The organism is Kribbella sp. NPDC056951, assembly GCF_042674205.1.
GTDB lineage: Bacteria > Actinomycetota > Actinomycetes > Propionibacteriales > Kribbellaceae > Kribbella > Kribbella yunnanensis.
In genome coordinates, this window is record NZ_JBHUQZ010000016.1 from 18,043 (window position 1) to 41,077 (window position 23,035).

At 67.9% G+C, this 23,035-nt stretch carries 27 protein-coding genes and 1 pseudogene; 15 read left to right on the top strand and 13 right to left on the bottom strand.

The genetic code is table 11. The features are described 5' to 3' along the window. Window positions 1-1,656, bottom strand: a complete 1,656-nt coding sequence (locus ACFTSF_RS37325; protein ID WP_380159834.1) for a DEAD/DEAH box helicase — start codon at window positions 1,654-1,656, stop codon at window positions 1-3. A 177-nt stretch (window positions 1,657-1,833) separates the two neighbouring features. Between ACFTSF_RS37325 and ACFTSF_RS37330 the strand changes: the two genes are divergently transcribed. Further along, window positions 1,834-2,334: a DinB family protein gene (locus tag ACFTSF_RS37330; RefSeq protein WP_380159835.1), complete on the top strand. Its 501-nt coding sequence runs from the start codon at window positions 1,834-1,836 to the stop codon at window positions 2,332-2,334. On the opposite strand, the gene ACFTSF_RS37335 is transcribed toward ACFTSF_RS37330, so the two are convergent. From ACFTSF_RS37335 to ACFTSF_RS37345, 3 genes are read right to left on the bottom strand one after another with little or no spacing between them, the layout of a single operon-like run. Further along, complete coding sequence (locus ACFTSF_RS37335; protein WP_380159837.1) at window positions 2,335-3,003, bottom strand: TetR family transcriptional regulator; 669 nt, start codon at window positions 3,001-3,003, stop codon at window positions 2,335-2,337. Beyond that, window positions 2,975-3,397: a DCC1-like thiol-disulfide oxidoreductase family protein gene (locus ACFTSF_RS37340; RefSeq protein ID WP_380159839.1), complete on the bottom strand. Its 423-nt coding sequence runs from the start codon at window positions 3,395-3,397 to the stop codon at window positions 2,975-2,977. The genes ACFTSF_RS37335 and ACFTSF_RS37340 overlap by 29 nt, the downstream gene beginning before the upstream one ends. A gap of 3 nt (window positions 3,398-3,400) precedes the next feature. Next, a complete protein-coding gene (locus ACFTSF_RS37345; RefSeq protein ID WP_344163253.1) occupies window positions 3,401-3,826 on the bottom strand; it encodes a hypothetical protein in 426 nt (141 codons plus the stop codon). A 120-nt stretch (window positions 3,827-3,946) separates the two neighbouring features. On the opposite strand from ACFTSF_RS37345, the gene ACFTSF_RS37350 reads away from it, so the two are divergent. From ACFTSF_RS37350 to ACFTSF_RS37360, 3 genes are all read left to right on the top strand, one after another. After that, a complete protein-coding gene (locus ACFTSF_RS37350) occupies window positions 3,947-4,981 on the top strand; it encodes an amidohydrolase family protein (protein ID WP_380159841.1) in 1,035 nt (344 codons plus the stop codon). Between the two features lie 12 nt (window positions 4,982-4,993). Continuing rightward, window positions 4,994-5,350, top strand: a complete 357-nt coding sequence (locus ACFTSF_RS37355; protein ID WP_344163257.1) for a nuclear transport factor 2 family protein — start codon at window positions 4,994-4,996, stop codon at window positions 5,348-5,350. A gap of 148 nt (window positions 5,351-5,498) precedes the next feature. Further along, window positions 5,499-6,929 carry an ankyrin repeat domain-containing protein gene (locus ACFTSF_RS37360; protein WP_380159843.1) on the top strand — a complete coding sequence of 477 codons (1,431 nt, stop codon included), beginning with the start codon at window positions 5,499-5,501 and terminating at the stop codon, window positions 6,927-6,929. Here the strand turns inward: ACFTSF_RS37360 and ACFTSF_RS37365 are convergent. Next, window positions 6,895-7,989 carry an ionic transporter y4hA gene (locus tag ACFTSF_RS37365; RefSeq protein WP_344163262.1) on the bottom strand — a complete coding sequence of 365 codons (1,095 nt, stop codon included), beginning with the start codon at window positions 7,987-7,989 and terminating at the stop codon, window positions 6,895-6,897. The two genes, ACFTSF_RS37360 and ACFTSF_RS37365, sit on opposite strands and share 35 nt — an antisense overlap. 72 nt (window positions 7,990-8,061) lie before the next feature. On the opposite strand from ACFTSF_RS37365, the gene ACFTSF_RS37370 reads away from it, so the two are divergent. Beyond that, window positions 8,062-8,562, top strand: coding sequence for a GNAT family N-acetyltransferase (locus ACFTSF_RS37370; protein WP_344163265.1), 501 nt, complete (start codon window positions 8,062-8,064; stop codon window positions 8,560-8,562). After that, a complete protein-coding gene (locus ACFTSF_RS37375) occupies window positions 8,559-9,407 on the top strand; it encodes a hypothetical protein (RefSeq protein ID WP_380159844.1) in 849 nt (282 codons plus the stop codon). Before ACFTSF_RS37370 ends, ACFTSF_RS37375 begins: the two co-directional genes overlap by 4 nt. Here ACFTSF_RS37375 and ACFTSF_RS37380 read toward each other — a convergent pair. Continuing rightward, window positions 9,404-9,979, bottom strand: a complete 576-nt coding sequence (locus ACFTSF_RS37380) for a TetR/AcrR family transcriptional regulator (protein WP_380159845.1) — start codon at window positions 9,977-9,979, stop codon at window positions 9,404-9,406. The genes ACFTSF_RS37375 and ACFTSF_RS37380 overlap by 4 nt on opposite strands. A 101-nt stretch (window positions 9,980-10,080) precedes the next feature. On the opposite strand from ACFTSF_RS37380, the gene ACFTSF_RS37385 reads away from it, so the two are divergent. Further along, entirely contained in the window at window positions 10,081-11,286 is a 1,206-nt protein-coding gene (locus tag ACFTSF_RS37385; RefSeq protein ID WP_380159846.1) for an FAD-dependent monooxygenase, read from the top strand. Here ACFTSF_RS37385 and ACFTSF_RS37390 read toward each other — a convergent pair. Further along, window positions 11,237-12,124, bottom strand: a complete 888-nt coding sequence (locus tag ACFTSF_RS37390) for a LysR family transcriptional regulator ArgP (protein WP_380159847.1) — start codon at window positions 12,122-12,124, stop codon at window positions 11,237-11,239. The two genes, ACFTSF_RS37385 and ACFTSF_RS37390, sit on opposite strands and share 50 nt — an antisense overlap. A 72-nt stretch (window positions 12,125-12,196) precedes the next feature. Here ACFTSF_RS37390 and ACFTSF_RS37395 point away from each other — a divergent pair, with 72 nt between their 5' ends. From ACFTSF_RS37395 to ACFTSF_RS37405, 3 genes are read left to right on the top strand one after another with little or no spacing between them, the layout of a single operon-like run. Continuing rightward, the gene (locus tag ACFTSF_RS37395) at window positions 12,197-12,793 is read left to right on the top strand and encodes a LysE/ArgO family amino acid transporter (protein WP_380159849.1); all 597 of its coding nucleotides are present in this window, start codon (window positions 12,197-12,199) and stop codon (window positions 12,791-12,793) included. A gap of 20 nt (window positions 12,794-12,813) precedes the next feature. Beyond that, entirely contained in the window at window positions 12,814-13,182 is a 369-nt protein-coding gene (locus ACFTSF_RS37400; RefSeq protein ID WP_380159851.1) for a hypothetical protein, read from the top strand. After that, window positions 13,182-13,982: an MBL fold metallo-hydrolase gene (locus tag ACFTSF_RS37405; protein ID WP_380160053.1), complete on the top strand. Its 801-nt coding sequence runs from the start codon at window positions 13,182-13,184 to the stop codon at window positions 13,980-13,982. Before ACFTSF_RS37400 ends, ACFTSF_RS37405 begins: the two co-directional genes overlap by 1 nt. A gap of 4 nt (window positions 13,983-13,986) precedes the next feature. Here the strand turns inward: ACFTSF_RS37405 and ACFTSF_RS37410 are convergent, their stop codons facing one another. Further along, complete coding sequence (locus tag ACFTSF_RS37410) at window positions 13,987-14,898, bottom strand: SDR family oxidoreductase (RefSeq protein WP_380159853.1); 912 nt, start codon at window positions 14,896-14,898, stop codon at window positions 13,987-13,989. A 62-nt stretch (window positions 14,899-14,960) separates the two neighbouring features. Here ACFTSF_RS37410 and ACFTSF_RS37415 point away from each other — a divergent pair, with 62 nt between their 5' ends. Further along, a complete protein-coding gene (locus ACFTSF_RS37415) occupies window positions 14,961-15,734 on the top strand; it encodes a TetR/AcrR family transcriptional regulator (RefSeq protein ID WP_380159855.1) in 774 nt (257 codons plus the stop codon). Between the two features lie 17 nt (window positions 15,735-15,751). On the opposite strand, the pseudogene ACFTSF_RS37420 reads toward ACFTSF_RS37415, so the two are convergent. Then, window positions 15,752-16,771, bottom strand: a pseudogene (locus tag ACFTSF_RS37420) (MFS transporter); the annotation flags it as partial. A 258-nt stretch (window positions 16,772-17,029) separates the two neighbouring features. Between ACFTSF_RS37420 and ACFTSF_RS37425 the strand changes: the two are divergent. Together ACFTSF_RS37425 and ACFTSF_RS37430 are read left to right on the top strand one after the other, a co-directional pair. Beyond that, on the top strand, window positions 17,030-17,785 hold the full coding sequence (locus ACFTSF_RS37425; protein WP_380159857.1) for a phosphotransferase family protein: 756 nt from the start codon (window positions 17,030-17,032) through the stop codon (window positions 17,783-17,785). Then, window positions 17,782-18,177 carry a GNAT family N-acetyltransferase gene (locus ACFTSF_RS37430; protein ID WP_380159859.1) on the top strand — a complete coding sequence of 132 codons (396 nt, stop codon included), beginning with the start codon at window positions 17,782-17,784 and terminating at the stop codon, window positions 18,175-18,177. The genes ACFTSF_RS37425 and ACFTSF_RS37430 overlap by 4 nt, the downstream gene beginning before the upstream one ends. Here the strand turns inward: ACFTSF_RS37430 and ACFTSF_RS37435 are convergent. From ACFTSF_RS37435 to ACFTSF_RS37445, 3 genes are all read right to left on the bottom strand, one after another. After that, window positions 18,146-19,030, bottom strand: a complete 885-nt coding sequence (locus tag ACFTSF_RS37435; RefSeq protein WP_380159860.1) for a hypothetical protein — start codon at window positions 19,028-19,030, stop codon at window positions 18,146-18,148. The two genes, ACFTSF_RS37430 and ACFTSF_RS37435, sit on opposite strands and share 32 nt — an antisense overlap. 174 nt (window positions 19,031-19,204) lie before the next feature. Continuing rightward, window positions 19,205-20,188, bottom strand: a complete 984-nt coding sequence (locus ACFTSF_RS37440) for a pyridoxal-phosphate dependent enzyme (RefSeq protein ID WP_380159862.1) — start codon at window positions 20,186-20,188, stop codon at window positions 19,205-19,207. A gap of 3 nt (window positions 20,189-20,191) precedes the next feature. Then, window positions 20,192-20,539: a helix-turn-helix domain-containing protein gene (locus tag ACFTSF_RS37445; RefSeq protein ID WP_380159863.1), complete on the bottom strand. Its 348-nt coding sequence runs from the start codon at window positions 20,537-20,539 to the stop codon at window positions 20,192-20,194. Between the two features lie 126 nt (window positions 20,540-20,665). Here ACFTSF_RS37445 and ACFTSF_RS37450 point away from each other — a divergent pair, with 126 nt between their 5' ends. Next, complete coding sequence (locus ACFTSF_RS37450) at window positions 20,666-21,238, top strand: ATP-dependent Clp protease proteolytic subunit (protein WP_344163310.1); 573 nt, start codon at window positions 20,666-20,668, stop codon at window positions 21,236-21,238. On the opposite strand, the gene ACFTSF_RS37455 is transcribed toward ACFTSF_RS37450, so the two are convergent. After that, window positions 21,210-22,376 (bottom strand): trans-sulfuration enzyme family protein, encoded by a 1,167-nt coding sequence (locus tag ACFTSF_RS37455; RefSeq protein WP_380159866.1) that lies wholly within the window; start codon window positions 22,374-22,376, stop codon window positions 21,210-21,212. The two genes, ACFTSF_RS37450 and ACFTSF_RS37455, sit on opposite strands and share 29 nt — an antisense overlap. Window positions 22,377-22,519: 143 nt before the next feature. On the opposite strand from ACFTSF_RS37455, the gene ACFTSF_RS37460 reads away from it, so the two are divergent. Beyond that, window positions 22,520-23,032 carry an Lrp/AsnC family transcriptional regulator gene (locus ACFTSF_RS37460; protein WP_344163316.1) on the top strand — a complete coding sequence of 171 codons (513 nt, stop codon included), beginning with the start codon at window positions 22,520-22,522 and terminating at the stop codon, window positions 23,030-23,032. Window positions 23,033-23,035: the final 3 nt, after the last annotated feature.

Here is a 23,035-nt window from a genome sequence, read left to right on the forward strand (position 1 = left end):
TCAGGCGGCTTGTTTGCGGGGGCCGCGACGACGGCGACCGCCGCGCGAGGCGGACGGGCTGTCGCCGACACGAGCCTGCGGGGACTTGGCGCCACCGCGGTTCGGTGCGCCGCCACCCGCGGGACGGGACGAGGTGGTCCCGGCGGCGCGGGGTGAGGTGCTACCGGCGGCGCGGGGTGAGGTGCTACCGGCGGCGCGGGGTGAGGTGCCAGCTGCGCGGGGAGACGTGGCTCCGCCGCGGCCGTTTCCGCGACCTCGGCCGCGACCACGGCCCGAGGTGGTGACCTCGGTGGCGGCGGGCTTGGCCGGGGGCTCGATGAAGACGCGCTCGCCTGGGGCCAACTCGGCCAGGAGCGGGTCGCCGACGGCGAGCTTGGTGGTCTTGGGGGCGATGCCGGCCTTGCGGGTCAGGTCGCGCACGTCGCGGACCTGGTCGTCGGTCATCAGGGTGACGACCGTGCCTTCGGCGCCGGCCCGGGCCGTGCGGCCGGAGCGGTGCAGGTAGGCCTTGTGCTCGACCGGCGGGTCGGCGTGGATGACCAGCGTGACGTCGTCGACGTGGATGCCGCGGGCGGCGATATCGGTCGCGACGAGCGTCTTCGCCGTACCGGCCGAGAACGCCTCCAGGTTGCGCGTGCGCGCACCCTGGGACAGGTTGCCGTGCAGCTCGACCGCGGGAACGCCCTGGGCGATCAGCTTCTTGGTGAGCGACTTGGCGCCGTACTTGGTGCGGGTGAAGACGAGTGTCCGGCCGGGTGCCGCGGTCAGGTCGACCAGCACCGGGAGCCGGCTGTCGGCCTTCACGTGCAGCACGTGGTGGGTCATCTTCGAGACCGGCGACTGCGCCGAGTCGACGCTGTGCGTGACCGGGTTCGTCATGAAGCGCTGCACGAGGACGTTGACGCCCGCGTCCAGCGTGGCCGAGAACAGCAGCCGCTGGGCCTTGACCGGCGTTGCCTCGAGGATCCGGCGGACGGCGGGCAGGAAGCCCAGGTCGGCCATGTGGTCGGCCTCGTCGAGGATGGTGATCTCCACCGCGTCGAGCTTCACGTTGCCGGCCTTGAGGTGGTCCTCCAGGCGGCCGGGGCAGGCGACGACGATGTCGACGCCCTTGCGCAGTCCGGTCGTCTGCGGGCCGTGGCCGACCCCGCCGAAGATCGTCATCGTGCGCAGCTCGAGCACATCGGCCAGCGGCTGGATCGAGGCCTGGATCTGGGTCGCCAGCTCCCGCGTCGGCGCCAGGATCAGGGCCCGCGGAGCCTTCGACTGCCGCTTGTTACCGCGCAGGTACAGGCGGGCCAGCAGCGGCAGCACGAAGGCGTAGGTCTTGCCGGAGCCGGTCCGGCCGCGGCCGAGAACGTCCTTGCCGGCCAGCGAATCCGGCAGCGTCGCGGCCTGGATCGGGAAGGGTTTGGTCACCCCGGTCGCGGCGAGCGCCGCGGTCAGAGCAGCCGGTACGCCGAGATCGGCGAAGGTCAGGTCGTCCGGGACCTCGAGCGGGATCACCGAGTCGTACTCCGAAGCTGTGACCGAGTTGTTGCTCTGTGCAACATTCTCACCGGTCTTCTTCGCGGCCGGGCGCCGGCGGCGCGGGCGGGAGGACGGGGCGGAGGTGGACGTGTTTGTGGCTTGCGAAAGGGGGCGGCGGGCCGCCATAAGTACTCCAAAAATCGTGGGGTCGTCCTGCCCGGCGCGGCCGTCAGGGGCCGCGGCGCTTGGGGGTCGACTGCGAGCACCTCTGTCACAGAGTGCTCCTGGCCCGAGGCAGAACTGGGCGGGCCGTCACAGTCAGTGTACGGCACCGGAGGTCCATCCCCCAGCTAGTTTGTCTCCGTGACCAGAACAGACCCGCCCCAGATCGCCGCCGAACGCGAGTTGCTGCAGGGATTTCTCGACTTCCACCGACAGACATTGCTGCTCAAAGTGAGCGGTCTGAGCGGGGAGGACCTGGTACGGCGCAGTGTCGAGCCGTCCAGCATGTCGTTGCTCGGCTTAGTGCGCCATCTCACGGAAGTCGAGCAGTACTGGTTCAAAACCTGCCTGGCCGGCGAGGTGGTTCCGGACCGCTATTGGACCGACGAACACCCCGATGGCGACTTCGACCTCGTCGATGCTGCGGAGGCGGAGGCCGACCTGCAGACGTACGCGGCCGCCGTACAGGAGTCTGAGGAGATCGCGGTGCGCTACAGCCTCGATGACACCTTCCTGCGTCCGCGTCGCGAGGGTGAATACAGCGTGCGTTATCTCTACATCCACCTGATCGAGGAGTACGCGCGGCACAACGGCCACGCGGACCTGCTGCGCGAACGCATCGACGGCAGCACCGGCGAGTAGTCAGACCTTGATGGCGCGGATCAGTCCGACGATGTCGTTGACCACTCCGCGCACACCGGGGATCCGGGTCAGCCGCAGCAGCCGGTCGATGAGCGGTACCGAGCGGTCGATCAGCAGCTTGGTGCGGCGAAGGTCGTCGCTGTCGTCGTGCACCCAGAACAGCACGATCCCCATCTGGAACAGCCACAACAGCTCGGGCAGTTCAGCCGCCAACTCCGGCGAGAGCTTCAGATCCGACCCGGCGATCACCTGACGGAAGACCTCGACACTCGCATCCCGCGCCGGCTGCGACTCCGCACTGAACGGCGACAGCGGGCTCTTCGGATCAGCCGCCGTCTTGAAGAACGTCCCCGCGAACTCGTGGTACGGCGCCGACACGTCCAGCCACACCCGCAGTACGCCGATCATCCTGGCGCTGAAGCTCTTGTCCCCAGCCAGGACGGCCTGGACCGCCTCCCTGTGCTGATCCTGCAGGTGGTCGTAGTACGCCTGCATCAGATGGTCTTTGGAGCTGAAGTAGTAGTAGGCGTTCCCGACCGACACCCCCGCCTCGGCCGCGATCGCCCGCATCGTCGTCTTGCCATACCCCTGCTCGCGAAACATCCGCAGCGCGGTGGACAGGATCAGCTCACGCGTCTGCTCACCCTTGGTGGTCGCACTGTCCGTCACACCCGTCAGCGTAGTCACCCCCACGCGTCTCAACGGTCAGGTGCCGCACACCCGCCACCGCCTGGATCATCACCCGCGCCACCGGCCGCATCGCCGGAGTCGCCAGCCGGACGGCCGTGGCGCGGTGCTCGAACGTCGCCCACAAGCACATGATCCAGGCCCGCTCATCGACGTACACGGATCCGTCGTCGGCGACCGCCGTCACATCTCGCAGCGTGGCCTCGTGGTCGAGGGTGGGATAGAGCGCCCGCGCTTGCGCCGACCCCGCCGCGACGAAGCGCGTGCGCACCACCCCGCCCCGACCGTCGGGAGCCGGCGCCTGGGCTGTCAGCCAGTACTTGAACCGGCGGCACAGGCCACAGTGCGGGTCGTACAACACCGTCAGCTCCCGCATGGATCAGTAGCCGTAGTTGAGCGGGGGCTCGGGCTGGGGAGCCAGTACGGCGTTGGGCGGGACCGGGGGTGTTGCCAGGCGCTCGGCCTGGCTGCGGCGGCGGATGCGGTTGAAGACCCAGACATTGGCGAGGTGCATGCCGCCGAGGACGAGCATCACGATGCCGAGTTTCACGCTCAGGGCCTCGAAGACCCCACTGGCGTCCAGGACCGGGTTCTTCGAGCGCAGGAACAGGGTCACGAAACCTAGATTCAGCAGGTAGAAGCCGACCACGAGCAGCCGGTTCACCGCGTCGGCGAAGGCCTCGTTGCCGTCGAAGACGTCGATCAGGAAGATCCGGCCGTTCCGGCTCAGGGTGCGGGCCACCCAGATCGTCAGCGGTACGGCGACCGCCAGGTAGGTCAGGTACGTCGTCACAGTCATGCTCATGTTCGTTCCTCACAGTTGAACGCGTTCAAATCATCGTGAGTTGAGCGTACGCCGAGGTTTTGAACATGTTCAAGTGGAGTCCGTGGTGACCTGGGTCTCGCTCGGGGTGAGGATGGTGGGATGACGACCTGGGTCTTCGAAGGAACCGCCCTTCCCGCCGGTGACAGCACCCGATTGACGGTCGGTTCGGGCGATCCGCAGTCGCTCCCCGGACGATTCGCCGTACCGGGGCTGGTCGACGCGCACTGCCACCTGACGGTGGGGACGGATGAGCTCGGGCCGCGGCTGTTCGGGAGCGACTTCGCGACCGAGCGGCTTGCCGGGCTGGCTGCGGCCGGCGTCAGCGCGGTGCGCGACGTGGGCGGCGACCGCTCGGTCACGCTCAAGCTGGCCAGTACGCCGGACGACGGCCGGCCCGTCGTCATCGCGGCCGGCCGGTTCCTCGCGCCCGCCGGGTACTACTTCCCGCGGATGCACGAGCCGGTCGCCCCCGAGGAACTGCTGACCGCGGTCGAGGCGGAGATGGCCGACGGCGCGACCTGGTTGAAGCTGGTCGCCGACTTCCCCGAGATGGCGCCGGACGGCTCGCTTCTTGGCAGTCCGCCGGCCCAGACGTACGAGATCGACCTGGTCGCGGCCGTGGTCGAGCTCGCGCACAGTCGCGGCGCCCGGGTCGCCGCGCACTGCAACACCGAGGTCGTCAGCGAGCTGATCCGCGTCGGCGTCGACTCGATCGAGCACGGCACCGTGATCAGCGAGGCCGATCTGCAGACCCTGGGCGCCCGCGGCGGCGCCTGGACCCCAACGCTGTGCGCCTCCGTCGGGGAGAGCCCGAATGAGACCCCGGAACGGCGAGCACGCCGACTGGCTCGCTCCGAACACCTCGGCGCAATGGTGAAACTAGCCGACCAGTACGGCGTTCGCGTGCTGGCCGGCTCTGATGTGGTCGGCTCGGTTGCGGGTGAGGTCGACCAACTCGTGAAGCACGGGCTGACCGTCACCCAGGCGCTCGTCGCCGCCTCCACCGGAGCGCAGGAGTACCTCGGCCTGACCGGCGACGGCAACCTCGTCACGTACGACGCGGATCCGCGCGAGCACCCGGAAATCCTCGCGACCCCGGCGAGCGTCGTACTGAACGGGAACCGGATCGCTTGAGACGATGCCGGTATGCGGGAGAAGGATCTGGACCGGTGGGTGACGAAGTACCGCAAGGCCTGGGAGTCGAACGACCCGGCCGATGTCGCGGCGCTGTGGACCGAGGACGCGGTCTGGTACCGGCGGCCGGACGAGGAGCCGGTGGTCGGGCGGGACGCGATCGTGGAGGCCTGGGCCGAGGTCGCGGACGCGCCGGGTGAGACGGCCTTCGAGTACGAGGTGCTCGGCTTCGGTGACGGGGTCGGATTCGTGCGCGGCTGGACGACGTACCTGACCGAGCCGCCGGGTGAGTTCAGCAACCTGTGGGTGATCCGTTTGACCAAGGACCGGGCGCACGAGTTCACCGAGTGGTGGATGGAAAAGCCTTGATCGGTTACTGTTTCGGGTAGGCGCTCAGGGCGCCACCGGTCCGCGGGAAGGGCTCAGCCCACCTGTTGCAGTGAGTTGGTGACACGTTCGTACACCTCCTTTCTCGCCTGACGACGCGGACAGCAGGCTCGTAGAGAGGAGGTCGGCCATGCCGACCCGTAATCTTCCGAACGAACCGAATCTGGATCACCTCCGCAAGCAGGCCAAACGGCTGCTCACCAAGGTCCAAGCCGGTGATCCGACCGCGGTCGCGCTGGCTTCCGAGTTCCATCCGGTGAACACGCTGGCCGACGCGCAACTGGTGATCGCCCGCAGCTACGGATTCCCCAGCTGGCCGCGGATCGTCCGCCATCTCGAGCTCGTCGGGCGCTACACCCGCTTCCCTCATCGCCAACAGGTCGGCGGCCCGCTGGACACTCCCGAGCAGCGCGCCGACGAATTCCTCCGGCTGGCAACACTGCACTACGGCGAGGACGATCCGGCCCGGCAGGAAGCAGCCCAGGCGTTCCTGCCTGAAGTTGCCCAGAGCAACATCTACACGATGGTGGTGACCGGCGAGTTGGAGGGTGTCCGCCGCAATCTCCAGCTGGCCGGCACCGAGGGCGGACCATTCCAGTGGGAGCCGCTGGTCTATCTCACCTACAGCCGCATGGACTCGCCGAACCAGGTCGAGATCGCGCGACTTTTGCTGGCGAACGGCGCCGATCCGAACGCGGGATACCTCTGGCAAGGCCTACCCTCGCCGTTCACCGCGCTCACCGGAGTCTTCGGCCGCGGCGAAGGCGACCAGCCTCCGCATCACAACCGCGCCGAGCTGGCGCGGGTACTTCTCGAGGCCGGCGCGGATCCGAACGACAGCCAGACCATGTACAACTGCGGTCCGGGCTCACCCCCGCCGTACGACGAAGTGCACCTGGAGCTGTTGCTCGAGTTCGGACTGGGTCGGGGTGACGGTGGTCCGTGGCATGAGCGGATGACGGCGGCGCATCCGACGCCCCAGCAATTGTTGGAGGACGAACTGGTGTTCGCGTCGTCCGCGGGACTGTTGCGTCGCGTCGAACTGGTGCTTGCCCAGGGCATCGATCCGGAGGGACGTGGGACCGAACACCCGGCGTTCGGCGGGCATCGTGCGTACGAATTTGCCGCCGTACAAGGGCATACCGAGATCGCGGAGCTGCTGCGCGCTCACGGCGCGGCACCGCTGGACGACATACATGAACTGTACGCCGCAGCCTGGCGCGGGGAGTCACCAAGTGTCGATGCAGGGCTGGCGGCTCGTGCGGTTGCGCGCAACCCGCATCTGGTGATGCGCGCCGCTGAGACCGGGCAGACCCAAGCGCTGGAACCCTTGCAGCGCTTGGGGTTCGACGTGAACAACATGGCGGGTGCTGCACCGATCCACCGCGCTGCTCTGAACGGTCACCTGGCAACGGTCAAGCGACTGGTCGAGCTCGGTGCGGACCCCTGGCTCCACGATCGGATGTACGACGCGGATGCGCTCGGCTGGGCCGAGCACAATCAGCAGAAGGCCGTGGCGGACTACCTCAAGGGCTTACGGCAAGGAACAGGAAGGCGCTGAACACCATGAGGTGAACGGCGCCCTGCAGCAGGGTGGCTTTGCCGGTGGCAAGGGTGATGGTGCTGACCGCGACCGTCAGCGCGAACAGCACGATCTCCTTGCCGCCGAGCCCGAGCACCAGCGGGCCGTCGAGCCAGATCGAGGCGATCCCGATCGCCGGGATGGTCAGGCCGATGCTGGCGAGTGCCGAGCCGAGCGCCAGGTTCACGCTGGTCTGGAGGCGGTTGCGGAGTGCCGCTCGCGTGGCCGCAACCGTCTCCGGCAGCAGCACGAGCAGTGCGATGACAACACCGACCACCGCAAGCGGAGCGCCGGCCGACTCGACCGCGGATTCCAGCTTCGGCGAGACCGTCTTGGCCAGTCCGACCACGGCGACCAGGCAGACGAACAGCAGGCCGAGACTGATCAGCGCGACCTTCCCGCTGGGCGCAGCGGCGTGATCGTCATCGGTGTCATCCGAAGACTTCACCGGTAGGAAGTAGTCGCGGTGCCGGACGGTCTGCACGAAGACGAAAACGCCGTACATGACCAGGGAGACCACGCCGGCGAAAGCCAACTGCGGCCCGCTGAACCGGGGCCCGGACGCGCTCGTCGTGAAGGTCGGCAGCACCAGGCTGAGCGTGACCAGCGCGGTCATCACCGCGAGTGCGCCGCTCGATGCGTGGACCCGGAACTCCTGCACGTGGTGCCGCAACGAACCGACCACGAGCGCGATGCCGAGGATGCCGTTGCAGGTGATCATCACCGCGGCGAACACGGTGTCACGAGCCAGTGACGCGGCCTTGTCACCGCCGGACGCCATCAGCGTGACGATCAGCGCGACCTCGATGATCGTCACCGCGAGCGCGAGGATCAGCGTGCCGAAGGGTTCCCCGACGCGGTGCGCGACGACCTCGGCGTGGTGCACGGCCGCGATCACCGCGGCACCGAGACCGGCGCAGACCAGGATCAGCAGGATCGCACCGAGATCACGGCCCCAGGACAGCACCAGGACGACGAAGGCGAGCGGGGGCACGGCCAGACTCCAGCGCGGCAACCCATGGACCACGGAGCTTGTCATCCCCACTCATCCTATGAGACCGACACTAAATCGGTTGGCAGTTGCAGCGGTGAAGGTGATGCTTTTCGCATCATGACAGTGCAGATCAGGGTCGCGACCGACGCCGACTGGCCGGCCATCTGGCCGTTCTTCCACGACATCGTCGCCGCACGGGAGACGTACGTCTACGATCCCGACCTCACCTACGAGCAGGCACAGGCGATGTGGATGACCACCGCGCCCCGCAGCCGCACCACGGTCGCTGTCGATGCCGACGGCACCGTCCTCGGCAGCGCGAACATGTACCCGAACCGTCCCGGTCCGGGCGCGCACGTCTCCAGCGCCAGCTTCATGGTCAGCCCGGAAGCCCGCGGTCTCGGCGTCGGGCGCCTGCTCTGCGAGGACATGATCGCGTGGTCCGAGCAGGAGGGCTTCCGGTCGATCCAGTTCAACGCGGTGGTGGAGACGAACGAGCCGGCCGTCCATCTGTGGCAGGCGCTCGGGTTCCGGATCGCCGGGACCGTGCCGGAGGCCTTCGAACACGCCAAACTCGGGTACGTCGGGCTCCATGTGATGTACCGTCCGCTGGTGTGAGGGACAACCGCGCACGCCGGATGTGGAAGACGCTCGAGCCCTTCCAAGCGATCAGCTTCTTTGCGCCCGAGACCAGGCAGGCGACCGATGCCTTGGGGCTCAAGGGCGGCTGGATGAGCTACTTCGGTTGTCGCGCTGCGCCGCTCGGCGCCGCGTCACCCGAGCTGGTGGCCGCGATCTTCTACAACTTCCACCCGGCGATGGTCGCCCGCTCAGTCCCGGACGTGTGGGACCGCGCTACCCCGGCCCAGTTGCTGGAAGCACGGCTCGCTGCGGTCGATACCGCCGTACGACGGTTGTTCGATCCGTTGCCGTCGTTCGAACGCGTGGCTGAGGTGGCGCGACGGGCAGCCGAGGCTGCCCCGCTGGCTGGACGCGCGCTCGGGGCGGCCAATGCGGCGCTCGACTGGCCGGATGAGCCGCACCTCGTGCTGTGGCACGCGACGACGATTCTGCGTGAGTCGCGTGGTGACGGGCACGTGGCTGCACTCGTCGCTGCTGAACTCGGTCCGTGCCAGGCCTTGGTGACGGCCGCGGCAGCGGGTGGTCCGACGAAGGAGCTCCTCGACATTGCCCGGCGCTGGAGTGCGGAGGAGTGGGCGGCGGCCGAGGACGACCTGCGTTCGCGGGGTCTGCTCGACGCGGCCGGTGCACTGACCGATGCCGGCCGGGCGCTTCGCCAGCAGGTCGAGGACACCACCGATGCGTTGGCTGACACCGGTTGGCGCGCGCTCGGCGACGACCTCACGACCGAGCTGCACGACCTGGTGTACCCGTTGAGCGCCGTACTGATGTCTGGCGGCTTGCTCCCGCCGGACAACCCGATGGGTCTGCGCTGGGACTAGCTCCCGATCCGCTCGGCGATCGTGCGGATCGAGGCGGCCAGGTCTTCCGGGCTGGGGGCCTTGGCCGGGTCGAACAGGTAGAGCACGACGACGCCGAGCAGGAGCGCTTGGAAGAACGAGCCGATCCGGTCGACCTCGGCTTGGTCCGCGTCGGCATCGACACCGCCGAAGAGGTGCGCCAACCCTTCGCGCGCCTCACCTTGCAGCTTCGAGAGCTCGGCCAGTAGACCGGGCTGCCCGGCGCTGAGCACCTCGAACTGGGTGGTCCACAGCGCCTTCACGTTGGCCTCGGAGAGGCTGCCGATCGCCTGCTGCCAGGTCCCGACGAAGCGCTCGTAGCTGGTGTTCTGGCCGGCCGCGGGCGCGAGCGCGCGCCCGACATCGGCACCCCATTCGTCGAGCGCCTCGCGCATCGCCTCGTTGAGCAGGGCTTCCTTGGAGCCGAAGTGGTAGCCGATCGCCGCCAGGCTGACCCCGGCCGCGGACGCGATATCGCGCGCGGTCGTCCGGCCGTACCCCTTCTGGACCAGACACTGCTTCGCGCCCTCGACCAGCGCCTCCCGGTTACCCATGGCACGCAGCGTAACACCGCGTCTGATACGAACGTCTTGCACAAACGTCTAAGACCATCGTACAGTCGTGGTCATCGAGCTCTGACCTGGAGGTTTCCGAGATGACCACGGTTCTGATTTCCGGCGCGAGCGTGGCCGGGCCGGCGCTGGCGTACTGGCTGCACCGCTACGGCTACACGCCGACCGTCGTCGAGCGGGCGCCCGCACCGCGCCCGGGCGGGTACGCGGTCGACTTCCGCGGCGCGTCGATGACGGTGCTCGAGCGGATGGGCATCCTGGCCAAGGTCCAGGAGAAGGCGACGCATCTCGGCGAGGTCGAGTACGTGAATGCGGCCGGCAAGCGGGTCGCGTCGACCTCGTCCACTGCGCTCAGCGGCGAGCTCGAGATTCTCCGAGGCGATCTCGTCGACATCCTGTACGCCGAGACTTCGGAGCACACCGAGTACGTGTTCGGCGACTCGATCCTGTCGCTGACCGAGGACGAGACCGGAGTCGACGTCGTCTTCGAGAGCGGCCGGAAACGCCGGTTCGATCTCGTCATCGGGGCGGACGGGCTGCATTCCGCGGTACGACGGCTCGCGTTCGGCCCGGAATCGTCGTACCTGCACGATCTTGGGTACTACGTGTCGGTGAGCACGGTCGCGAACCACATGGGCCTCGACTATGCCGGCCGGCTCTACAACGAACCAGGCAGGACGATTGGGGCTTACAGCTCGCGTCAGAACACCGAGGCGAAGGCGCTGTTCTACTTCAGCTCGGCCAAGCTCGACTATGACCGGCGGGACATTCCGGCGCAGAAGGAGCTCGTCGCCGCGCAGTTCGCGGGGATCGGCTGGGAGGCGCCGCGGCTGATCGAGGGGATGCGGAACGCACCGGATTTCTACTTCGACTCGGTCAGCCAGATCAAGATGGACCGCTACTCGCGCGGGCGGATCGCTTTGGTTGGCGACGCCGGGTACTGCGCCTCGCCGCTATCCGGGATGGGTACCAGCCTGGCCATCGTCGGTGCGTATGTGCTGGCCGGCGAACTGCACTTGGCCGGCGGTGACCACGTGCGGGCGTTCGCGGCGTACGACGTACGGATGCGGGACTTAGTGACGGCCTGTCAGAAGCAGGGGGTCGAGGGGGCGCGGTGGTTCATTCCGGCGACCAAGTCGTTCCTGAAGCTGCGCAACCTGATGTTCCGGATACTGCCCTACATGCCGTGGCGGAACACGATCGACGAGATGTCGCTCAAGGTGGGCAACGCGATCGAGCTCAGGACCTACGAAGACTTGCAGCCGCTGCGCGCAGTACCGCCGCGGTGAGTGCTGCGAGCACTTCGGACTCCAGCTTCCAGTGCTGCCAGTACAGCGGTACATCGAGATACTTGCCGGGGGCAATGTTTACGAGTTGGCCGGAAGCGATGGCGGGGTCGGCGACCTGATCCTCGATCATCCCCCAGCCGAGCCCGATCAGCACCGCCTGGTGGAAGGCCCCGGCCGCCGGCACGGCGTGCGACGGCGGATCGAGCCGACGCCGGGTGATCTTGCGAATCAGTCGGTGCTGCAGGACGTCCTTCTCGTTGAACACGATCAGCGGGGCGTCGCCGAGCGCGTCGGCCAGCGGTTTGCCGGCCAGCCAGCGGTCGGCGTACTCGGGGGTGGCGACGGGGAGGTAGCGCATCTTGCCCAGCGGTACGACGCGACAGCCCTGGACAGGGCGCGGATCGCCGGTGACTGCGGCGAGGACAGTCCCGTTGCGAAGGAATTCCGCGGAGTACTCCTCATCCTCACGATGGACCACGAACCGCGCGGGGAACTGCTCGGACAGATCGAGCATCGCGTCGAGGAACCAGTGGTTGAGCGAATCCGCATTGACCGCGATCGGCAGGCGGAGCGCATCGACCGTGCCTTGTACGGCGGCGATCGCCTCGTACTCAAGTAGCGCGACCTGCCGCGCCAACCGCAGTACCGCCTCACCGGCCGCGGTCGGGCGGGCCGGCTTCCCGCGCATCACCACCACCTGACCGAGGCGGCTCTCCAACGCCTTGATCCGTTGGCTGATCGCGGACGGCGTGACCTGGAGCCGTTGCGCCGCGGCGTCGAAACTGCCCTCGTCGACGACCGCCGCGAACGTCTCCAGCTGCGCGGAGTCGATCTGCATGGTGAAGCAATCCTAATGGCACGTGAAAATCTTTAGCTGGTTTACGCCCGCGAATCTTCCTACCGTCGAAGCATGTCCCTCCTCGCCGGCTTCGCCACCACTCTCGCCATGATCGTCGCCATCGGCGCGCAGAACGCGTTCGTGCTGCGCCAGGGCCTGCGCCGGGAACACGTTCTGCCGGTAGTCCTCGTCTGCGCGCTGTCGGACGCCGTACTGATCTCTTCCGGTATCGCCGGCCTCGGCGTTCTGATCTCGGCCAGCCCGCTGGCGCTCTCGATCGCCAAGTACGGCGGCGCCACCTTCCTGCTCGCCTATGCCGCGTTCGCCGCCCGCCGCGCCTTCCGCCCGACGACGATGGCTGCCACCGACCACGCGCCGGCCGCGGTCCGTACCGTCGTACTGACCTGTCTCGCCTTCACGTGGCTCAACCCGCACGTCTACCTCGACACCGTCGTCCTGCTCGGCAGCCTCGCCAACCAGCACGGGCCTGACGCTCGGTGGCTCTATGGGTTGGGCTCCGTCACCGCCAGTTTCACCTGGTTCTTCGCCCTCGGATTCCTCTCCCGCCGCCTGGCTCCGGTCTTCGCCCGGCCGCGTGCGTGGCAGTTCCTCGACAGCACCATCGCGCTCCTGATGACGGGCCTCGCTGCGGTGATGCTCGTGAGCTGATCGCGGACTACGGTCGACTGGTGACTACTCCGAAGGTCCTCGTCATCGGTCTCGACCCGCACCGCATCCCTGGCCCGTGGGACCCGGCCCCGGTGGCCAACGCGATGGACGCCGCGATAGACCGCTTCCGTGACGAGGGCATCGAATCCCACCTGTCCCTGGTCGGCCTCGACGGCAGCGACGACGTTCCCGCCCTCATCACCGCCCTTCAGTCCCAGGCGTGGGACTGCGTCCTCGTCGGCGCCGGCATCCGCAAGAACGAGGAGCTCCTCGACCTCTTCGAACGGATCCTCAATCTCGTCCACCAGCACGCCCCCACCGCGCAGATCGCCCTCAACCAGGGTCTTCACGACATCGCCGAGGCCGTCATTCGCCGCCTTCCCTCGTGATGGACGTGACTGTGCTGTGCGATGCGGTGGCGGTTTTTCCGGAGACGCTGTCGGAGGCCATGCCTGATTGGAGCGCCGAGCACGCGGAGTGGACGTCGCGGGTGGCGCCGGGGAATGTGAGCGCGGGTGGGTGGTGGCTGCATTTCCACAGTTACTTGGTGACTGGGGATGCTGGGGTGGTGCTGGTCGATGCGGGGATCGGACCGGCTGGCGGTGCGGCGGCTGAGTGGTTGGGGGTCGCGGGGCGATTGCCGGGTTTGCTGGAGTTGGCGGGGGTTGGCGTCGACGAGGTGGATGCGGTCGTGTTGACGCACGTGCACACGGATCACGTCGGGTGGAGCGCGGAGGGGACACGACCACGCTTCGCGAACGCGGAGTACGTCGTACAGGCCTCTGAGTTGGCGCATGTTCGCGGCGGGGAGACGTACGAGCGGATGATCCGGCCGATCGAGGATGCCGGGCAGTTGCGGGTGGTGGACGGGGATGTCGGGTTTCGGGGGATGCGGTTGCTGCCGACGCCGGGGCACACGCCCGGGCATCAGTCGGTGCTGACGTCCCGGGCGTTGCTGGGTGGGGATGTGCTCGTGCATCCTGCGCAGGCTCGGTGGCCGGAGTTGACCTACGTGTACGAGCTTGATCCGGCGCTGGCTGTCACGTCTCGGCGTGAGGTGCTCGCGCTGGCGGCCGCGTCCGGCATCCCGATTGCGGCCGCGCATCCACATTCGGCCCTGGACGCCGAGGGACGTTCTTTGCCCACTCCGACAACGGGCTCGGAGGTCTGCCCGCCGTACCGGCTTTAGGTTTTCAGCGGTAGCCGATGGTGTCGGCGGGCTTGCCGGGGTCTTGGACCTCGACGATGTAGCGCCAGGCGTCAGGCTTTGAGCCGTCTAGGTCGGTGAAGTTGTAGATCTGGGCCAGCTCGCCGCTTGAGGTGGACTTGCCGTTCCAGCGACGTACGTCGGGATCCGCGGCCAGCGCGGCGACCGCACGGCCGACGTACGAGGGGCTCTCGGAGATCGCGAAGTGCGGGATGCGTTCGGTCGCGTCCCGCCAGGTTTCCTCGGTGACGCCGAAGCCTTCGAGCATGGCCTCGGAGCGCAGCCAGCCCGGGCTGAGTAGTACGGCGGTTGCTTCGTGCTTGTCGAGTTCGTGGGCGAGGGCGAACGCCATCCGGCTGACTGCGCCCTTCGCGAGATCGTAGAAGAACGAGACGCGGTAGTTGTCTTTGTTGTACTCGTTCGTGCCGTCGGTCATCTCGATCACCAGACCGCCGGGTGACTTGATCAGCAGCGGTAGGGCGAAGTGGCTGGTGATCACGTGCGTGTCGATGCCGAGCCGGAGCAGGCGCAGTCCACCGTCGAGGTCGCTCTCCCAGACGGTCTTGTCCCACTCGGGTTCGCCGAACTGCCCCCAGATGTCGTTGACCAGGATGTGCAGCGCGCCCTGCTCACGTTCGATCCGGTCGATCAGGTCCTTCACCTGCGCGGGATCGAGGTGGTCCACCGGTACGGCGATGCCGCGGCCGCCGGCCTCGTCGATCAACTCGGCGGTGTCCTCGATCGTCTCGGGGCGGTTCATCTCCGAGCGACTGGCGCGAGTGGTCCGGCCGGTCACGTACACGGTCGCGCCGGCCGCGCCGAGTTGCACCGCGATCCCCCGCCCGGCCGCCCGGCTGCCACCGGTCACCAATGCGACTTTCCCCGCCAACGGCTTCATCGTCTTCATCCCTCTTCTAAATGACTTGGCCATACGCTGTATGGTTATGTACCATACGACGTATGGTTAATGCTGGCAAGCGCTCCGGTGGGCGGCCCCGAGCAGGCGAGGAGCGGCTCAGCCGGGAGGCGATCCTGACCGCGGCGCTGCGGATCGTCGACGACGAGGGGATCGACTCGCTGACGATGCGGCGGCTGGCCGCGACGCTCGGCGTGAACCCGATGTCGCTCTACCACCACCTGCCGAACAAGGCCGCCGTACTGGCTGGGCTGGCGGAGCTGGTGTTCGCCGACCTGGAATTCCCGGATCCTGGGGACGCGGTTGGGTGGCAGGAGCAGTTGAAGGACGCGGCGCGTGCGTATCGGAACGCACTGCGGGCACACCCGAATCTCGCGCTGCAGATTCTGTCCGATACCTCGACGGTGTCGGCGGTTGTGGTGGTGACGGTTGAGCCGTTCTATCGCGCGCTCGACCGTGGTGGGTTGCCGGCGCGGTCGATCGTGGAGGCGGTGAACACGCTCATCGACTTCATCCACGGATTCTTGCTGGGTGAGGTCGCTGTGCGGGCCGAGACGTTCGATCTTGGGCCTGATTTGCTTAGTCGGGTGGCGGAACTGCCTGCGGGTAAGGCGCCGACGCTCGTCCGGGTTGTGTCAGAGCTGGGGGCTGATGGGCTCGCTTATGACTTCGACAGCGGGTTCGAATCGGCGTTGTCGATCTTCACGGCGGGCATTGCCGCTGGTACGACGAATGCGGTCAACAGCACGGGGATTGTGAGTGCGGCGACGAGGGTGGACATGGTGAACCAGAGTGATCCGAGCGCGAACCCGGCGTAGACGGCGATCGCGAAGATCCCACTGAACAGTCCCGCGACTGAGGTGACGGTTGCGCGGGCCGGTCCGGTGATCGCGTCCTGCAACCGCGCGTCGGCGACCACGATCACCAGCTGCATCACGCCGTACCCGAGGGCTATCGGCAGGAAGCCCCAGGCTGCCTTGCTTAGTGCGCCGGTCGCGATCAGGACCGCGGTGATGCCGAGCGCTCCGGCGAAGGTTGCTGCGGGCAACTTGTACGCCGGGCCTGCGAGTGCGCCGCCGATCGCCTGGGCCGCGACTGTGCCTGCGATGAGCAGCGGGACAATTGGGGTCGGGGTGCCGATTTCTCTTGCCAGCAACGGGAAGTACTCGTCGAACGAGAGGAAGCCGGCAACCAACGCGGTCAGCACGACGGCCCGCCGTACGGTCCGGGTGGTGAGCACTTCGGTGAGGCCGGATCGCAGCATGGCAGTGTAGTTGGTGCCTTCGGACTGCCTGGTTGCGCGCGGAGCCTCAGGCAGGGTCCAGGCGACGATCGCTTGGGTGAGGTTGCTCGCGATGCTGACCGCCGCCGCCAGCGCGTACCCGCCCAGCGCGAAGAGCGGGGACGCGAGTGCGGTGGCGGCGAGGTTGAGGACGAAGGACGCGGAGCGGGCTCGGCCGAGCAGGGTCGCGTACCGCGCGGTCAGCGAGCGGGCCGCCAATTCGTCGTACACGAAGGCTTCGTAGGTCCCGGAGATGAGGGCGGACGAGATCCCCCACAGCACGAACCCGAGCGCGAAACCGGCGTACGTCGGCAGGACGATCCAGGCTGCGTAGCCGGCGGCACCAATCAGCGCACCGAGGATCAGGAGCTTGCGGCGCGAATACGAGTCCGCCCACGCACCAGACGGCACCTCGACCACGAACCCGGTCGCCGACCAGATGACGAACAACGTCGAGATCTGCGCCGTCGACAACCCGTGATCCGTGAACAGCAACTGGTACAGCGGATACAACGGAATGAAGTCCTGCAACGCCTGATACGCCACAACCCGGGCCGCCAACCCACCCGGCACCCGGTCACCACGCCCAGCCCTACGTCAAAGATGCGAACTCGGAAACCTCATACCCCGAAGGTACCGCTGAACCTCCGCACCCGCACCCCGGATTCGCGGACCGCCCCCACTCACCAACCCCACTCCAGCCCTCTCGCCCCGCCTCCCCTGAGCCTGCCCCTCCACACCTCACCCGAGTTGGTGAGTGCCTGGGATCCGCCGCCTCGGGAGTGGTCTAAATCGGGGGCGGTTTGGTGGGGGCGGGCCTAGGGTCGGGGCATGGGGAACTACGTCAAGCGACGGTTGCCGGCGGAGCCTGGGTCTATTGCGGCGGAGTTGCGGATGGCTGAGTCGGAGGTGCGGTTCTACCGGGAGATCGCACCGGAGATCGGGGTTCGGGTACCGCGGTGCTACCGGGCTGAGGTGAACGACGAAGGTTCGTTGCTGGAGCTTGAGGATCTGTCCGACTGGCGCGAGGGCGCTGAGCCAGTGGCGGCGGCTGGGCTGCTGCGGTCGATGCATGAGCGGTGGGCCGACCGCGCCGACGTGCGCTGGCCGTGGTTGCGGCCGATTGGGGCGGGGGACGAATTGGTTGCTCGCCTGTACGACGACACGTGGCCCAAGCTGGCTGCCAGGTCGTTGTCGGGGCCGGTGCGGGAATTCGGGGAGCGGTTGGTTGGGAAGGTGCAGCAGGTTGAGGCGCGGGTGCTCAACGCCGGACCGCTGACGTTGGTGCACGGGGACGCGTCGACGCAGAACCTGCGGACTGCGCCGGACGGTGAGATCGCCTTGCTGGACTGGGAAGACGTGTCAGCCGCGCCGGGAGTGGTCGATCTGACGTGGCACCTGGTCTCGTCCGTCGAGCCGGTGCGGTGGGCGGAGGCCTTGGATGCTTACGGGCCGGTCGAGGGGCTGTCGGCGGTACTGCCCTCGGCGATGGTGCAGGGATTCTTGAGCATGGCCGATTGGCCGGAGGAATCGGCTGAGGCGGTCGCGTTCGAGGCGCGGCTTGCGGCTGGGGTGGGGATGCTGTGATCGAACTGGTAGTGCGGTTCGCGGTTGATGATCGGGTGTTGTCGGAGCTGCATGCGGCCGCGTTTGAGGGTGAACCGGAGGTGCAGCCGTGGGCGGAGCGATTGGAGCGGTGGGCACTCACCTGGGTCGGTGCCTTTAGCAACGATCGGCTCGTGGGATTCGTCCAGGTGTGTTGGGACGGCGGCGCGCACGCGTTCGTGCTCGACACGGCCGTGCATCCGGAGTTCGGCCGGCGTGGAATTGGGCAGCAGTTGGTGGCAGCCGCGGCGACCGAGGCTCGGCAGGCTGGGTGTGAGTGGCTGCACGTCGACTTCGAGCCGCACCTGACCGCGTTCTACCTGGACGCGTGCGGGTTCCGGCCTACTGACGCGGGTCTGCTGAAACTGCGGTGAGCCGCTCGGTCGAGATGCACGAGGTCAAGCAACGTTCCTTGGCATCCCCGAGCAGGTCGGCGGTCCAGCTGGTGAATCCACCGTCGCCCAACTCCGCATCCCGCATTCCGACACCGAGCGCCGTACCGGTGTAGTAGGTCGCGCTCTTGGTGCGGTCGGCATCCTCGCGGAGTGGCGCCCGCACCGCCGGACGAACCGTGTCGGCGATGCGTTCGGTGACCGCGGACGGGGTGAACGTGGTGAACGTCAGGTCGGCAGACTCACCGAGAACGTCCGCCCAGAAGTTCAGATGATCGATCAGCAGCTCAGCCTCGGTCCGTCCCGAACCAGTGTCGCGAGCACTCGACACCAACACGAACAGCTGGAAGTGCGCGAACATCCCCGGCCCGTCGACCGGCTGAGCCCGAACCACCCGCTGGCACGCGGCCAGATCAACACGCGCCTGCCCAGCACGACGCCGTACGGCGGCCTCGATCGCCAGCTCGTTGGTGGGATCGCTGGCGACCTCGGTACCGCGGATCGTGCTCAGCACCTGGTGCTGGTTGATCGTCGCCACCGCCGACGATGTCCCCAACGGCGTCACCGGCGACAACTCCACCCCGGCGAACCGCTCGGGCAACGCCTCCCACAACCGCTGCTGCGTCCGCACCAACGCCCGCGGATCAGCAGTCGACGGCCGCACGAACCGATCGTCCCGCCACCGCTGCATCAACCGCGCCGGCGTCACCTTCGCCGCCCGTTCCCGACTCACATCCAGCAACACCGACTGCAACTCAGAAGCACTCAACCCGTCGACCAGAGCCTCCCGGCTCCCCGCCGGCAACTTCCCCCAGAACCGCTCACTGACATCCACCATCACCACTCTGCCGGACCGCAGTCCCCCGACGCTCCCGATTTATCCGAACCTAGACGCCATCACAACTGCACGAATCGAGAGGCGCTGAGCGGGGAAGGCGATGAGCGCGACCAATTGCAATGGCCCCCAGGTCCGCACCAACCCCACAACCACGCTGAGCCCGGGCGGATGTCAGGGGGCGGCTTCGGTGTTGATGAGGATTACTGTGCTGTCGGGCGAGAGGTCTAGGCGGGGGCGGGCGGCTCTTAGGCCGGCGAGGGTGGCGGCGCCGCTCGGGCCGGAGGAGATGCCGGCGGCGGCTAGGTCGGTGGAGGCTTGGAGGGCTGCGGCGTCGTCGACGGTGACTGCGTGGTCGAGGCCGGCTTGGAGGATGGGCCAGGCGAGGGTGGAGGGGGTGCCGCAGTTGAGGCCGGCCATGACTGTCTTCGTGGTGGGGATGCTCAGCAGCTCGCCGGCTAGGAGGCTGGTGGTGACGCAAGAGGCGGCGGTTGGTTCGACGCCCAGCATCATCGGGGCGGGCGCCTCGCTGCGGTAGTGGGTGACTGCGGCTTGCGCGACTGAACCGACGCCCATCGGTACGACGACCAGATCGGGCTCGACGGAGATCTCGCGGAACAGCGTCGAGTACCCGTCCACGATCAGCTGCGGTACGACGTCGTACCCGGGCCACGCCGAGTCCTGGATCAGCAGCCGCTCGTCTCCGGCGTACGACGCCGCCTCGGCGACCGCGTCGTCGTACGAGCCCGGTACGACGCTCACCGTCGCACCCTCATTCCGGATCGCGTCGATCGCGGCCGAGCTCACCATATCCGGGACGAACACGTGAGCCGGCAGACCGAGCATCGCCGCCCGGCGTGCGACCGCGCGGCCGTGGTTGCCGTCGGTCGCGGTGACGAGCTCGGCCGGGCCGGGGCGTTCACGCAGCGCGCGGTGGATCGCCCACCATGCACCCAGCGCCTTGAACGCGGGCAGACCGAGCCGCTGCGACTCGTCCTTGACCAGGACCTGTCCGACCCCGAGCTCATGAGCCAACGACGGAACCGCGGTCAGCGGTGTCGGCCGGTACGCCGGGAGGCTCTGGTGGAACGCGAGCACCTCGACCGGGGCAGGCGTCGTCCGCCACTCCCGGGCGGGAGGGTTCTCGTACCAGTCCACCAACTAAGCGACGAGCGCGAAAGCGCCGTACTGGGCCGTCGGAGACGAGCCGACCGTGCGGGGCTCGGACTGGCGGACCTGGATGGAGGTGGTCTGCAGGCGGATCGGCAGCGTGGCGCGAACCGCGGTCGCGAGGTCGAACTGCACCTCGTTCAGCAGGTCGGTGAGCTCGAGCTCGAGGGCCCGGCAGATCGCCGCCAGGATCTCCGAGGACGGCTCTTTGCGACCACGCTCGATCTCGGACAGGTAGGGCACCGACACCTGCGCCCGTTCGGCCAGCTCGCGCAGGGTGATCCCGCGCTCGCGCCGCAACCGGCGGAAGACGTTCCCGATCACCTCGCGTAGCAACACGTGTGGCCCTCCTCGGCTCCGATGTCCTGTACCGAGTGTGCCATCCCCATGGTCTCTGCGGTGGGCAGATCTGCCACGGGCAGATTCCTGGGCCTGATCAGGCGGTCCGCCCGCACTCTGGATTCCATGAGCGAGCTACTGAACAACCTGGACAAGAACGTCTACGAACGCCTGATGTGGCAGCGCATCCTCGTCCTCGGCGACGAGCTCAAGGACGCGAACGCCAACGCGCTGTGCGCCCAGCTGCTGCTGCTGAACGCCGAGGACCCACGGGCGGACATCTCGCTCTACATCAACTCCCCGGGCGGCTCGGTCTCGGCCGGACTGGCGATCTACGACACGATGAACTTCATCAGCAACGACGTGGCGACGTACGGGATGGGTCTGGTCGCGTCGATGGGACAGGTGCTGCTGACCTGCGGTACGCCGGGCAAGCGGTTCGCGCTGCCGCATGCGCGGATCATGATGCACCAGCCGACCGGCGGCATGGGCGGAACGGCGAGCGATATCAAGGTGCAGGCCGAACAGGCGATCAAGGCGCGTGAGGACCTGGCCCAGCTGATCGCCGAACGGACCGGTCAGCCGTTGGAGCGAATCACCACGGACTTCGACCGCGATCGGTGGTTCACTCCGGAGGATGCCCGGGAGTACGGGATCGTCGACCGCGTGCTTACGCGACCGGTCGCCGTACCTGCTTGAGGGCTTGTTCGAGGTCGGTAGTGATGTCCTCGGGGTCCTCCAGGCCGAGGGAGAGTCGGAGGAGGGCGTCGGAGGGCTTGGCGGTCGCCTCGACCAGGCGGTGGGTCAGGGCGGCGGGGTGCTGGATCAGGGTGTCGACGCCGCCCAGTGAGACCGCGTGGGTGATCAGCTGCAGCGCTCCAGCGACCTGTGCCGCAGCTGAGTAGCCACCGGCGACGGTGAACGCCAGTACGGCGCCCGGTCCGGACATCTGACGGCCGACGAGCTCCAGCGGGTCGGAGAGACCGGGGTAGTAGACCTGCTCCACGGCCGGCTGTGCGGACAGCCAGTCGGCCACCTTGGCAGCGGTGGCCTGCTGCGCCCGCACTCGCACCGGCAGCGTCTGCAGTCCCCTGTGCAGTTCGTACGCCGCCAACGGGTGCAGCAGGCCACCTGTTACTGCGCGGATCTGCCGGAGCCGGCCGACCCAGTCCCGGCCGGCCGCTACGACGCCGCCCATGACGTCGCCATGACCACCCAGGTACTTCGTTGCCGAGTGCAACACCAGGCTCGCCCCGTGCCGAGCCGGCTGCTGCAACACCGGAGTCGCGAACGTGCTGTCCACCAGCACCGGTACGTCGCCCGCCTGCCGCACCGCCGCGGCGATGTCGACGAGCTCGACCGTGGGGTTGGCCGGCGTCTCGAGGATGACCAGCCCGGTGTCGGCGCGGACGGCAGCGGCGATCTCGCTCGGCCGGACGAAAGTGACAGCTGTCCCCAGGAGGCCTGTGGACAACAGGTGGTCGCTACCGCCGTAGATGGGCCGGACCGCGATCACATGCGGGCGGCCGGCGGCGACGGTGGCGAGCAGGCAGGCGGTGAGCGCGGCCATGCCGGAGCTGAACGCGACCGAGCCGTCGGTCTGCTCGAGCTCCGCGAGCGCGTCCTCGAACCGGGCCACGGTCGGGTTCCACAGGCGCTGGTAGACGAGGCTCCCGCCGTCCGGGCCGTTGCCCTGCGCGAGTGCGTCGTACGACGCGCCGCCGGTCCCGACGTCGGGGAGCGGGTACGTCGTGGACAGGTCGATCGGCGGGACGTGCACCCCGAGGGCGGTCAGGTCGTCGCGGCCGGCGTGCACCGAGCGGGTGTCGAGCTGCATGACGCCTCCCAAAGTTATCCACAGGCACTGGCGAGGTTGAGGATGGAATCTTCTGCGGATTGAGCGCAATAGTTCCGAAGAAAATTCGTCCACAGGGATGTCCACACGCTGTGGATTCTGTGTGCGCGCTCTACAGTGGTGCCATGCCGAAGGATCGCCGGAGCCCCGGACCGGCCCCACGGGCGGTACCGGGTGCGCTGTCGGGCGGCCTCGACGAGGTCGACCGCGAGCTGGTCCGGCTGCTCACCGTCGACGGCCGGATGCCGAATAACGCCCTTGCCGAGGCGACCGGCATCGCGCCGTCGACATGCCTCACCCGCGTGCGGGCACTCCGCGAACGCGGTGTCATCCGCGGCTTCCACGCCGACGTGGATCTCGGCGCGCTGGGTCAACCCCTGCAGGCGCTGATCGCGATCCGGATCAGCACCCACTCGCGCGACGAGATCGACCGATTCCGCGCCAAGGTCCCCGCACTACCCGGCGTACTGTCCCTCTTCCACGTCAGCGGCGCCAACGACTACCTGCTGCACGTGTCGGCAGCCTCCCCCGACGCCCTCCGCGAGTTCGTCCTGGACCACCTCACCGCGGACCCCGCAGTAGCCCACGCCGAAACCAGCCTCATCTTCGAACACGTCCGAGCCACCTCCCCCGTTTGATGA